Here is a 12,073-nt window from a genome sequence, read left to right on the forward strand (position 1 = left end):
CGTTAGCGTTTTTTATATAGCCCGGCCGACGCGGGCCTGTAAAAAGGCAAAACGGGCCGACACGATCCGGCCCGCGCTTGTCCGTTTATCCAGCCAGTTTTTTAGTTATCTTCAGCAGCGTGCTGACATCTTCTGGTCGAGTATTACCCGTATCTTTATCAATAATCGAGCTGTAAATATGCGGAATGATCTTGCTGACGCCTGCCTCCAGCGCAATTTGCAGGATGGTCTCGTAATTTTCTAAATCGATACCGCCTGTCGGCTCCAGCCAGAAATCCTGTTCTGCACAGGCTTGCGCTACCGCTCTATATTCGGCTACCGCTTTCAGGCCGCCCATTGGAAAATATTTTACCGAGCTGCCGCCCATATCCTTCAGCAGCGCTATCGCCGTGGCTATCGGCACAATACCGTCCGCCGCCGCCGAGCTGAGCGGGCCGGTAGAAATTTTCACCATACCCGGCGTGCCCGTTGGGGAAATAAGGCCGTTAACCACCGTCTGGCTCTGGCCCAGCAGCGCGCGGCTGGTCGCTACGCCGGTAAAAACCTGGTTAACGTGCTGCGGCTGAATCTCTGCAGAAATGGCGCTGACCATCGCCGACTGGTTGGGATCGCCTGCGCCCAGCCCAACGGAAAGCGCGTTATCGATTAGCGCAGCATATTCGCGCATATCGGCCACGGCACTCGCCACGCTGTCGTAATTTTTTGACAGTACGCCGACCAGCACATGCCCTTCTGCCGCCTGCCAGATTTCCCGTGCATTCTCTTTGCTACCGGCAAGGACGTTCAAACATACGCGGTCGCGATAAAAATCGGGCGTCAGCTTCATTTTTTCTCTCCTGATAACAAAGCTTTAATATTCAAATAAATGGTCTGGAGCTGTTCCGGCGTTACGCTGCGGACATCCGCTTCCACAATGCCTTCATTCGCTTTATAGCCACGGAAATAGATTGCCACCTCGCCGGTTTTCAACGCCTGCACAATTGCGCCGGCGGTTAATCCAGTCACCGCTTCATCAAAATGAATCTCCGCACGGGCAATATCGCGGCCTGCGGCATCCCATACTACCCGGGCACTGACGCCGTTAAGCGTGTTAAGGCTATCGATAAACGGCGACATGTTTTCTACCATCTGCGCGCCGGAAACTTTGTTCTGCTGCAAATAGTTTTCTATCGCCTGCGTCAGCCCCAGGATGCCTTCTTTGCCGACTTTCATGGCCCGTCCAATGCCCAGCGACTGGCGTTTTACCCACTCTACGTATTGCTTACGACCGATTACCAGCCCGCTGGTTGGCCCTTCAATGGCTTTCGCGCCGCTATAAATCACTAAATCCGCGCCAGAACGGTAATAGCACTGCAGATCTTCTTCAGCGGCGGCATCTACAATCAGCGGTAATCTGTGCTGGCGTGCCACGGCTACAGCCTGTTCGACGCTCAAATGGCTTTTCTGCACACAGTGGTGCGACTTGATATAGAGGATGGCGGCGGTCTGCGGTGTAACGGCAGCGGAAAGCTGCTCTGCCGAGCACTCGTTGGCATAGCCTGCCTCTACCAGGCGACCGCCGCCTAAGGCGACCATGGTGCCTACCGGCGCGCCATAATTTACGTTATGGCCTTTTGGCACCACGATGTCATGCGGCACATTGAGCGGCGCGGCGTGCAGGTTTTCCAGCAGCCAGTCGTTATCTTTTACTATCACTGCCGCTATGGATTGTGCTATCCCGGCAGAAGCGCAGGAAACTACCACCGCATCTTCCGCGCCAAGCAAGCCTGCAATATAAGCGCCGGTTTTGTTGACCAGGTCCTTTATTTCGAAGTAGTGCTCAAGACCATATTTTACCGTCTCAACCACGCTGGCCGCCGGGGTCGAGACGCCCAGAATAGTCATGCGTCCCGAGGCGTTAATGACCCGTTTTAAACCGTATTTCTCATAAATCGAAGACATGTTGCTTTTTCCCTTCTTCGGTAACAAACCAGCGACCGGCCACCACGGCGGCCAGCGGCAACAGCTGCTTCTCTCCCGACGCCGTAACGCCTTCGGAATCAATAAATGAACAACCCTGTTGTTGCAGGTCAAAAATCGTGAAGTCGGCGTCAAATCCCACCGCCAGCCGTCCTTTCTGCGCCAGCCGCAGTCCTTGCGCCGCGTTAACGGTCACGCAATCTATAATCTGCGGCAGCGTCATGCCCACGCTAAAAAATTTGGACATCACGTGCGCCAGCGAGCGTACCGGGCCGTTCAGACGGTTGCGGCAGTAGATATCAGAGCTGATGGTATGTGGCAGGATCCCCTGCGCAATGGCGGCTCGGGCAACTTCAAAGCTGAAGCTGGCCGTACCGTGGCCTACATCCAGCCGCACGCCACGCTGCAAAGCCCGATGGACAGAGGCGCGCAGCTCACCAGCGGGCGTCAGAATGCGGTTTGGCTTGCCGTTGTAGCAGTGGGTAATGATGTCGCCGCTGGTCAGCAAGTCGGCTATCTCGTCCAGATCGGGCGGGTTATTGCCAATATGCACCATCAGCGGCAGCCCGCCGTTTTCCTGCTGAATAGTTTTGGCCAGCGCCAGCGGCCGTATGCCGTTCGCGCCGACCACGCTGCTGCTGATGCGGGCCTTAATGCCGATAATAAAACCAGGCAGTCGCTGTACGGCATCGCGTATCCCAACGCGGTCGATCTGCGTCATATCCGCCAGCTCGTTCTGCGTAACAATGCCGGTACGGGCGATATTCAGCAGCGCATAAACCCGGGTGCTGGCGCTGCGGGTCAGCTGGTAAAAATCGTCGATGTCGTCAGCGCCGGTGCTGCCTGCATCGACTACGGTGGTCACGCCGGTTGCCACACCAATGCAATCTGCCTCATCATGATAAATGGGCGATTTGGGATAGCAGTGAACGTGAGAATCTATCCAGCCTGCGCTCAGGTAAAAGCGCCCCGCCAGATCGTACTCATGCGCGGCCTGCTCTTTTATCTCACCAAGTGCGGCGATCTTGCCGTTCGCAACGGCAACATCGTTCAGGCTACCGTCGATAAAGCGCGCGCGACGGATAATCAGGTCAAACATAATTTGTTCCTCTGTCAGCGGAAGCTCCCGCCTTAACGGGCAGCTAGATCGCTACAGGGAAAAACGCGCCAAGCAGCATTGCGCCCAGGATGGCACCGCCGGTAATCGGCTTGTTCCAGAGATAAAACAGTAGCGCGCCAAGCAGCGATCCCAGACCAATCGGAATGGAAGCAGCCATGGCGGAAAGGATAATCAGCGGCCCCAGAAAACGTCCGGAGGCGTTACCCGCGCCCATCATCACATCAGCGCCGTAGGTGGAGTCGCTATTGCTGATGGTAAATTTGCGAGCCAGCACGATGACATAGCCAATAGCCACGCCAAGGATCAGGCCGCTCAGCAGCGAGGCGGCAAAATTAGCCACCGGAAAAACAATGCCCGCGCCCAGCAGCAAGGCAGGAACGCCAAGCCCTACGCCGGTCTGAATAGCGCCGCCGATATCCAGAATGCCGACCAGCGAACCTTCAATAATGCGCGCAAACAGAAAGCTGGCGCCAAAGGCCGCTACGGCACCATACACGCCGGTTTCCATGCCCGACCGCAGCATTGAGACGAAGGCGACCTCGTTAAACGCGCCAAGGCCATAGACGTAATACATATGCGTACCGGCAAAAACCCCGGCGGAGAGTAGCCCAACAAAAATCGGGAAAGACCAGTCGGCATACCAGAAACCGCTTTTTGACTCTTCCATTCTCTTTTCTCCTTATTTGCCGCTCAGGGTTTGGTGAATAATCGACAGCCAGTCCGGCACGCCAAGGCGGAAGGATTCCAGCATTTTCATGTCGAAGCCGCGGAAAAAGCCGCTCAGGACAAACAGCAGCACGATAGCAACCATCATTACTTTGGTAATGCGGTTCCAGCCGCTCTCCTCTACGCCTTTGCCAATCAGAATACCCAGCACCAGGCCCGGCACCGCGTTGCCCATGATCAGTTGGGCAAGGCCGCCAAAAATGGTTGCCCAGAAACCCGACTTTTTACCGGCCTCTATAGCCGCCAGCCAGAAAATGACCGGCATCACGGTATTCACCAGCAGATTTGCCGCAGGTACCAGTACCTTGACCGCGGTAACCTGCAGCGCCGCCGGGACAGCAGAAGCGGTAGAGTTAAGGAAGGCAACGACCACCATGCCGATCAGGCCGCAGGCTATCGCCATTTTTTTGGGATTGTGCAGCGTTTCCGCCAGGTCGCGGTTTTTGATCATCAGCGCCGCTGCGCCCCAGTGAGGAATAATGCGGTGGTCAACATCCTGAGTGAAGGAACCCGCCGCCACCGACGATGCCCAGGCGTTGAAAAAGAAACCCAGACCAAAAGAGAAGTGAGAGGCGGGATCGCCTTCACAGGAATTTAGTTCACCCAGCGTACGAAACGCTCCCATACCCTGCGTTGTCGGCGCGTGGAACATTCGTGCGGCACCTGCGCCAACACCCACGCCGACGAGGCCGCCGATAATAAGAGATTTAAAAAGAATAATTAAAAACATCACACTGTCCTTCCAGGCTGTACTAACGTTTTTAGATTACTGGCTCGTGATGAAATCGACTTTGCTGACGTCAATCGCGCTCACGCTGACGGTAATTTCCAGTTCGACGCTGTAACTCCGCCGTTCCCTTGCCAGAAAGAAAAAGAGAAACCGCTCTTTTCTGACGCTTTCCCGCGCCAGCACCACCCTGACGTCCTGCGGTTCAATACGCAGCAGGACTTTACCGCTCGACTTTAAGAGCGTGCTCTGTACCCGGCTTAGCGCATCGGCAAACGCTTTTTCCTTGCTGTCGCCTTTGCCGCTGACGTTTACCGTTGAGGTAAATTGCTCCTTCATGGGTCAGGCGCCGTACTTCTTGTTCCAGGCTTCGACCAGACGCTCGCCCAGCTCTTCTTTATCCATAAAGCCGAATCCCAGCACCGTCGCGCCTTCGTTGATAGCGGTGACGCCTTCTTCAACCGAGCGCATGCCGTACTTCGCTTTATAGCCATGCTTTGTCTGGGCGGTAATAGCGCCTGCGCCGCCGCTGCCGCAAAAAGAGATACCGAAGGTGGCGTTTTCCGCTTTCATCGCATCTCCCAGCTTCATATCCGCCGCTACGCCAGGCACCACCACGGCTTTGCCGCCCGCCTTTTCCACGCCAGCCGCAACCTTCTGCCCTTTACCTAAACGATCGCCGATAACCACTACAACCTGTGACATATTCCATTTCTCCAGTGAGGATTAATTTTCTTTTGCTACTTCAAAATGAACGGAGAGCAGCCAGGCTTCTTCTTTTGGTAAGTTGCCAAAGAGATCGACCACCTGCTGCGCCAGTGACATAGAGTCTGGCGAGATATCTTCAAACAGGTCCGCCTCCACTTCCGGCAGCGGTTCTCCGGTTAGCGAACGTAGCGCCATCGCCCGCACGTGCGACACCAGCATTTGCTGCTGTACGGCGTTGGGATAAATTTTTCTGACGGCAAAAAGCTCCGTGATTTGCGCCATTACTTTATCCGCCAGTGCCTGAATGGCCTGTTTCTCGTCGGCTATTTTCTCTGCCACTGCTCCATCTTTCACGCAACGCCCCTTTATTTTCCATTTCATCCCAGACCAGGCGCCTGGGTTAATTACGAGAAAATAAAGTAGTCTCCTCAGGAAGTTGTGTGTAGGCCGTATTTTTCCGTTTCAAAGTGGAAATAATGACAGCGGCAGCGTAACCGTTCACAGAATGGTAATTTGTCAGGTAAGAATGTTGAAAATGGAAGATAAATCACAGAACACCAGTAAAAAATGCTGACGAATGATTTCGTAGCGGGTTGAGCGGCTCTCTTTATTGCTGGCTATTCGCCAGAGCATAGGAATAGCTTATGAATACTTCCAAAAATAGAGAAAAGCAACAGCCTCCCCCAAAATTCATAAAAAATTCGCATTAATGAAATATATATTCACATGCAAATATCATTTTATTTTTAAATTTATAACACACCTTACCTTCAATAATTCAGGCTAAAATTTCAGGCCGTGGGGAATTTATCTTTGCATGTGATGTAAGGCGAGAAGTTTCACATTAGCGTATCAAACTGATATTGCGATTTTCTTTACCAGAGCCCGCCCCAACCCATCAAATAATACTTAACTTTTCATTACAATAAGAAAAACGCCAGGGTAGCGATCATTTTAAAAAGCACCCAATAATTTAAATAAAATAAATAAAAACAAATAGTTAATAAGACACCCTCTACGTACCCTCCCATAGATCTTTCTTTAGAAACACCTTGAAACATAATTAAAACTTATGTATATCTTGAGTTTGTTAACAAGATGTTTAAGATATGTGCCGCTTAATATACTGTATGGATGAGAAATTTTTAATGAGCGAAAGAGTAAAAGATATTTTTGTAAAGGGTAATGAATACATAGCGGCGGAAAATAGCGGCCAGTATCAGGATATTTTCCGAAAAGAATATGACAGGCTAAAGCCTGATACTTACGCAAAGGGAGAAATAAGAAAACGCGCTTATCAGCGATATACCTACAGCGTTGAAAAAGGCCTTTCCCCTGCCGATAGCTCTGACTATTTTCAAACATACGATTCAAATAACGTTGACGGCGGAGTAGATAGAAAGTTTGGACCAATGCCTGAGAACTTGCTTTCAAACGACCTTTTCAACGATATTCTGGCAAAAGACGTTAACTATATTGTTACTAGTTTCCCTCACCTCCGAAAAATGAATATCGGCGTCCATCCAATACGCTATTGTGCAAAATTTAATGCGCCATCCTATAGCTCTCCTCTGTGGCTACATAAAGATGATGAAGAGTTAGTTTTTTTGCATTTCCTGTCTAAATCAGATAACGCCGTTGGCGGCGATTCCATCATTTCGGAAAACGGAAAATCTATTGAAGGCGTTCTAAACTTATCAAACTTTATGGATACGCTGATTTTGACAAGGGATTTTTTGCATGCGGTAACGCCGTTGGGCTGTAAAAATGAGGATGAATTAAGCTACAGAGATATCCTGCTTGTCACCCTGGAAAGTAAGGTTCAGGAGAAATGAGTCATTATTTAATTTTTGGGGGAGCCAGCGGGATTGGAGCAGAAGTAGCGTCAAAATTACTTGATGAAAACCATCAGCTGACGATCTTTGACATCAAAAAACCCGATGCCAAACATGCTGGAAACGACTACTTTTTTGTTGACCTGTCAAAACCGGAAGAGGTGGAAAAAACATTAAGAGCGTTGCCGGATGACTTAGCACTGGATGGCATTATTTACAGTGCCGGAATCAGAGAAATTTGTTCACTTTCCGATCTTACCTACAAAGAATGGAAAAAGGTGTTTAGCGTTAACGTAGACTCCTTTTTCATCGCTGTGCAGTCGTTACAAGGCAGGTTAAAGTCTGGCGCTTCCGTCGTAAATATCTCATCGGTTTCAGGTGTTTTAGGCGAGCCTGACAGAAGCGCCTACGTTTCCAGCAAGCACGCCCTTATCGGCCTGACAAAATGCCTGGCCGTTGAACTGGCGCACAAAAACATCAGGGTAAATTCGGTAGCGCCGGGCGTAATCAGAACATCGTTGACTGAGCAATATTACAGTGATGATGCGTTAATGCGGAAGATAAATAACAATCATATTTTAAAAAGAACCGGCACAGTAGCAGAGGTAGCCGAAGCCGTTCTTTTTTTACTGTCGTCAAAATCCTCTTTTACCACCGGAAGCACTCTGTTTGTCGATGGCGGCTGGTCTGCATTTAAGGATATCTAATGGATACAAAATTTATACTTAGTGCCCTTTTGGTTAATTTACCTTTGGCTCTCTCTCCGGGTCCAACCAATATATTGTGTTTAAGCCTTGCATCATCAGCCGGTTTTAAGAAGACATTAAAGTTTATCGGAGGCCTACAGGTTCTTCCGTTCATTTATTCTTTAATTGTGGCGTTTGGCGCAGAGGAAATATTAAGCAGATTTACGATGCTTTCGCTCGTAGCTAAAGTCCTGGGCAGCGGCTACATGCTCTATATTGCTTACCTGATGCTGACTTCTAAATCTGACGTTAATAAAAAGAAAGAGGTTCGCGGCGGCTTCTTTCATGGTGTTTTAGCCCAGGCGCTTAATCCTAAAAACATCACTATCATCATCACGATTTTTTCTTTGTTTTCACAGCAGGCTACCAACCACGTCTACGGAATTGCCTTAGCCGTCATCATTACGCTCTGTAACTTGCTGTCCCATCTGGTCTGGAGTTATTCAGCGGATGTCATTCTCAAAAACAAAGAGAGCGCGTTCAGTAAAAATCAGGATAAGATCTTTGGCCTGCTGCTGTTAGTCGCCGTAGTCTTTTTATGGATTTAACCTCAGCGGCGTGAAGCCCGCAATGAAGACTTAAGCAGATTTAGAGAAAAGCTTTGATAAGATTGCGCTGTAAAAAAGAAGAGGCCGGGCGGCCTCTTCTTGATTGCGTTACTGACCGGCGATTTTCATTTCCGGGATCAGAACGGAACCACACTGAATATTACTGCGGGTTTCGATATCGCTGCCGATGGTGACCATGTTGCGCCACATATCTTTCAGGTTGCCTGCGATAGTAATTTCACTGACCGGATACTGGATCACGCCGTTTTCAACCCAGAAACCCGCCGCGCCGCGTGAATAGTCACCGGTGATGCCGCTGACGCCCTGCCCCATCAGTTCAGTCACCACCAGGCCCGTGCCCATCTTTTTCAGCAGCTGCTCAAAGCTGTCGCCCTGGCCGTTAATACGCCAGTTATGGATGCCGCCCGCGTGGCCGGTGCTTTTCAAGCCCAGCTTGCGCGCTGAGTAGCTGGTCAGCAGCCAGGTTTGCAGCACGCCGTCCTTAATGATGTCGCGCTTCTCGGTCCGTACGCCTTCACTGTCAAACGGCGTCGACGCCAGCCCTTTAAGCAGATGCGGCTGTTCCTGAATCGTCAGCCATTCAGGCAGGATCTGCTGGCCCATCGCATCAAGCAGGAAGGTAGATTTTCGGTAAACGCTGCCGCCGCTGATGGCACCGACCAGATGGCCAAACAGTCCGGTCGCCACTTCAGCAGCGAAAATAACCGGTGCCTTCATCGTGGAAAGCTTGCGTGGCGAAAGGCGCGACAGCGTGCGGCGTGCACACTCTTCACCTACCCATTCCGGCGATTTTAAATCTTCCATCGCGCGGCCAATGGTGTAGGCATAGTCGCGCTCCATGTCGCCGCCGGCTTCGGCAATCACGCTGGCCGAAACAGAGTGGCGGCTGGAAGAGTAGCCCTGGATCATACCGTGGCTGTTGCCAAATACCTTCATGCCGATATGGCTGTTAAAGCTGCCGCCTTCGGTATTGGTAATGCGCTCGTCGGCTGCCAGCGCGGCCTGTTCCGCGCGGGCCGCTATTTCAATCGCTTTATCCGGATCGAGATCGGAAGGATGGAAAAGATCCAGATCCGGTGCGTCAAACGCCAGCAGCTCACGATCCGCTACGCCAGCGAAAGGATCGGCTGAGGTGTAGCGAGCAATGTCGACAGCGGCCTGCACGGTGCGCGCAATCGCATCCGGACTGAGATCGGTGGACGAGGCGCTACCTTTACGGTTCTGGTGATAAACGGTGATGCCCAGCGCGCCATCGCTGTTAAATTCAACGTTCTCTACCTCGCCGTAGCGGGTGCTTACGCTGATACCTGTGGTTCTGGTCACGGCAACTTCCGCCCCATCGGTGCTGGCTTTGGCCAGTTCGAGTGCTGTCGCTACCGCCTGTTCGAGGGTTTTACGCTGTTCTGCAACTTGGGAGAGTAATTTCATTGACCTACCATATAATTAACAGAGGGTTTTTCTGGGTGTAAATCACCAGATTTCCGGACTCTTCAGGGGTTGAGGTTTACCTGAGTCTAACAGACTCAGAGAACAATTTCGCAGTAGCCTGAGTTTCCTGATAGCATTAGCCTCTTTTTTAGGGAGCCTCCCATGACCAAGCAGCCTGACGACTGGCTCGATGAAGTACCAGATAGCAACGAAGAAGATGACGATGAGATTATCTGGGTCAGTAAAAGTGAAATCAAACGTGACGCCGAGGAGCTAAAGCGCCTGGGTGCCGAGCTGGTGGATCTGAGCAGCAATTCGCTGGATAAAATCCCGCTGGACGAAGATCTTCGTGCCGCCATTGAGCTGGCGCAGAAAATTAAAAAGGAAGGACGCCGCCGTCAGCTGCAGCTGATTGGTAAAATGCTGCGTTCGCGCGATGAAGACCCGATCCGCCAGGCGCTGGACAAGCTGAAGAACCGTCACAACCAGCAGGTTGCGCTGTTCCACAAGCTGGAAATGCTGCGCGATCGTCTGATTGCCGAAGGCGATGACGCGATGGCCGACGTGCTACAGCTTTATCCGGATGCCGACCGCCAGCAGCTGCGTTCGATGATCCGCAATGCGCAAAAAGAAAAAGCGGCCAATAAGCCGCCGAAATCTGCCCGCCAGATTTTCCAGTATCTGCGCGAACTGGCCGAAGCCTCCTGACAACGCTGCGGGTTGATACGCCCGCAGCGCCCCGCAGCGTTACTTAGCCAGCCTGTCCAGCAGTTTCTGGTGAATGCCGCCAAAGCCGCCGTTGCTCATTACCAGAATGTAGTCGCCCGGCTGCGCGGTTTTCGCAATCATCTCTACCAGCGTATCTACATCTGCGCTCCAGTGTGCTGGCTGCACGCAGGCTTCCGCAACTTCCGCTACCTGCCAGGGAATATGGTGCGGCTGTAGCAAAAAGACTTCGTCCGCTCTTCCCAGCGCCGGGGCCAGATCGTCCTTGCTCACGCCCATTTTCATGGTGTTGGAACGCGGCTCCAGTACCGCCAGGATACGCGCTCTGCCCCCCACTTTGCTGCGCAGCGCCGTCATGGTTGCCAGAATAGCGGTAGGATGATGGGCGAAATCGTCGTAAACCTTGATGCCGTTGGCTTCGCCACGCAGTTCCAGACGACGGCGCGCGTTAATAAAGTCATCCAGCGCTCGTCCTGCATCTTCTGGCCTGACGCCAACATGGCGCGCGGCGGCGATAGCCATCATGCCGTTATGCATGTTGTGTTCGCCCACCAGCGACCAGTTCACTTCCGCTACGCGCTCGCCGTCCAGCCAGACTTCCCAGTGCGATGCGTCCGGCGTGAGCTTTTTCGCCTGCCAGCGTCCGGCTTCCCCGGTACTTTCCTGCTCGCTCCAGCAGCCCATCGCGATAACCTGTTTCAGATTGCTGTCATGTTCCGGCAGGATAATGCGGCCCTGGCCCGGTACGATACGTACCAGATGGTGGAACTGACGCTGAATGGCGCGCAGATCGTCAAAAATATCCGCGTGATCGAATTCCAGGTTATTGAGGATCAGCGTACGCGGGCAGTAGTGCACAAATTTGGAACGTTTATCGAAGAAGGCGCAGTCATATTCGTCCGCTTCAATTACGAAGAATGGGCTTTTTCCTAAAGTTGCCGATACGTCGAAGTTCCCCGGCACGCCGCCGATAACAAAGCCCGGTTCCAGCCCGCAGGCCTGTAGGATCCATGCTGTCATGCCTGCCGTCGTGGTTTTTCCGTGCGTTCCGGCAACCGCAATTACCCAGCGGTCACGCAGCACAAAATCGTGCAGCCACTGCGGCCCGGAAAGGTAAGGAATATTACGTTCCAGCACCGCTTCGACACAGGCGTTACCGCGGGTCATCGCGTTGCCGATAATCACTAAATCGGGCGCTGGATCGAGCTGGGATGCATCGTATCCCTGAATTAAATCAATACCTTGCTTTTCTAAAAGCGTGCTCATCGGCGGATAAACGTTGGCATCAGAACCGGTCACTTCATGGCCCAGCGATCGGGCCAGCATTGCCAGACCGCCCATGAAAGTGCCGCAGATACCGAGGATGTGAATACGCATAAAAGGTCCGTTTACTGAAAGGGTCGGTGCACAGTGTAGCGTCCTCATCGTGCGGAAGAAACGGAATTTGCCCTATGTTCTTTACCCCTCATTCAGCTAAACTGCCTCGACATACGTTGGCAGTTTGTTTCACAGGCTGCTGTTCAACCGCA

14 protein-coding genes are annotated in these 12,073 nt (G+C 52.1%); 4 read left to right on the plus strand and 10 right to left on the minus strand.

Annotated features, from left to right (window positions below; translation table 11 throughout):
- Window positions 1-85: 85 nt before the first annotated feature.
- Genes dagF through ACMGGR_RS18960 form a run of 8 tightly spaced genes read right to left on the minus strand, consistent with a single transcriptional unit; the run spans window position 86 to window position 5,621 of the window.
- A complete protein-coding gene (dagF, locus tag ACMGGR_RS18925; protein ID WP_246760855.1) occupies window positions 86-826 on the minus strand; it encodes a 2-dehydro-3-deoxy-phosphogluconate aldolase in 741 nt (246 codons plus the stop codon).
- On the minus strand, window positions 823-1,941 hold the full coding sequence (locus ACMGGR_RS18930; RefSeq protein WP_246760854.1) for a DgaE family pyridoxal phosphate-dependent ammonia lyase: 1,119 nt from the start codon (window positions 1,939-1,941) through the stop codon (window positions 823-825). The genes dagF and ACMGGR_RS18930 overlap by 4 nt, the downstream gene beginning before the upstream one ends.
- Window positions 1,925-3,058 (minus strand): amidohydrolase/deacetylase family metallohydrolase, encoded by a 1,134-nt coding sequence (locus ACMGGR_RS18935; protein WP_414147605.1) that lies wholly within the window; start codon window positions 3,056-3,058, stop codon window positions 1,925-1,927. Before ACMGGR_RS18935 ends, ACMGGR_RS18930 begins: the two co-directional genes overlap by 17 nt.
- A gap of 43 nt (window positions 3,059-3,101) precedes the next feature.
- On the minus strand, window positions 3,102-3,746 hold the full coding sequence (locus tag ACMGGR_RS18940) for a DUF4310 family protein (RefSeq protein WP_246760852.1): 645 nt from the start codon (window positions 3,744-3,746) through the stop codon (window positions 3,102-3,104).
- 12 nt (window positions 3,747-3,758) lie between these two features.
- On the minus strand, window positions 3,759-4,535 hold the full coding sequence (locus ACMGGR_RS18945) for a DUF4311 domain-containing protein (protein WP_246760851.1): 777 nt from the start codon (window positions 4,533-4,535) through the stop codon (window positions 3,759-3,761).
- 36 nt (window positions 4,536-4,571) lie between these two features.
- On the minus strand, window positions 4,572-4,871 hold the full coding sequence (locus tag ACMGGR_RS18950) for a DUF4312 family protein (protein ID WP_246760850.1): 300 nt from the start codon (window positions 4,869-4,871) through the stop codon (window positions 4,572-4,574).
- 3 nt (window positions 4,872-4,874) lie between these two features.
- Window positions 4,875-5,237, minus strand: a complete 363-nt coding sequence (locus tag ACMGGR_RS18955) for a glycine-rich SFCGS family protein (protein WP_246760849.1) — start codon at window positions 5,235-5,237, stop codon at window positions 4,875-4,877.
- Window positions 5,238-5,258: 21 nt separating this feature from the next.
- Window positions 5,259-5,621, minus strand: coding sequence for a glycine dehydrogenase (locus ACMGGR_RS18960; RefSeq protein ID WP_414147606.1), 363 nt, complete (start codon window positions 5,619-5,621; stop codon window positions 5,259-5,261).
- A 767-nt stretch (window positions 5,622-6,388) separates the two neighbouring features.
- Between ACMGGR_RS18960 and ACMGGR_RS18965 the strand changes: the two genes are divergently transcribed.
- Genes ACMGGR_RS18965 through ACMGGR_RS18975 form a run of 3 tightly spaced genes read left to right on the plus strand, consistent with a single transcriptional unit; the run spans window position 6,389 to window position 8,369 of the window.
- On the plus strand, window positions 6,389-7,075 hold the full coding sequence (locus ACMGGR_RS18965) for a 2OG-Fe dioxygenase family protein (RefSeq protein ID WP_246760848.1): 687 nt from the start codon (window positions 6,389-6,391) through the stop codon (window positions 7,073-7,075).
- On the plus strand, window positions 7,072-7,782 hold the full coding sequence (locus ACMGGR_RS18970) for an SDR family NAD(P)-dependent oxidoreductase (RefSeq protein WP_414147607.1): 711 nt from the start codon (window positions 7,072-7,074) through the stop codon (window positions 7,780-7,782). The genes ACMGGR_RS18965 and ACMGGR_RS18970 overlap by 4 nt, the downstream gene beginning before the upstream one ends.
- Window positions 7,782-8,369 carry a LysE family translocator gene (locus tag ACMGGR_RS18975; RefSeq protein ID WP_414147608.1) on the plus strand — a complete coding sequence of 196 codons (588 nt, stop codon included), beginning with the start codon at window positions 7,782-7,784 and terminating at the stop codon, window positions 8,367-8,369. The genes ACMGGR_RS18970 and ACMGGR_RS18975 overlap by 1 nt, the downstream gene beginning before the upstream one ends.
- A 108-nt stretch (window positions 8,370-8,477) precedes the next feature.
- On the opposite strand, the gene pmbA is transcribed toward ACMGGR_RS18975, so the two are convergent.
- Window positions 8,478-9,818 (minus strand): metalloprotease PmbA, encoded by a 1,341-nt coding sequence (gene pmbA, locus ACMGGR_RS18980; RefSeq protein ID WP_414147609.1) that lies wholly within the window; start codon window positions 9,816-9,818, stop codon window positions 8,478-8,480.
- 162 nt (window positions 9,819-9,980) lie between these two features.
- On the opposite strand from pmbA, the gene yjgA reads away from it, so the two are divergent.
- Entirely contained in the window at window positions 9,981-10,526 is a 546-nt protein-coding gene (gene yjgA, locus ACMGGR_RS18985) for a ribosome biogenesis factor YjgA (RefSeq protein ID WP_246760844.1), read from the plus strand.
- 39 nt (window positions 10,527-10,565) lie between these two features.
- Here the strand turns inward: yjgA and mpl are convergent, their stop codons facing one another.
- Window positions 10,566-11,921: a UDP-N-acetylmuramate:L-alanyl-gamma-D-glutamyl-meso-diaminopimelate ligase gene (gene mpl / locus ACMGGR_RS18990; protein ID WP_246760843.1), complete on the minus strand. Its 1,356-nt coding sequence runs from the start codon at window positions 11,919-11,921 to the stop codon at window positions 10,566-10,568.
- Window positions 11,922-12,073: the final 152 nt, after the last annotated feature.

The sequence above is a fragment of the Erwinia sp. BNK-24-b genome (genome assembly GCF_047456155.1).
Classification (GTDB): Bacteria; Pseudomonadota; Gammaproteobacteria; order Enterobacterales; family Enterobacteriaceae; genus Erwinia; species Erwinia phyllosphaerae.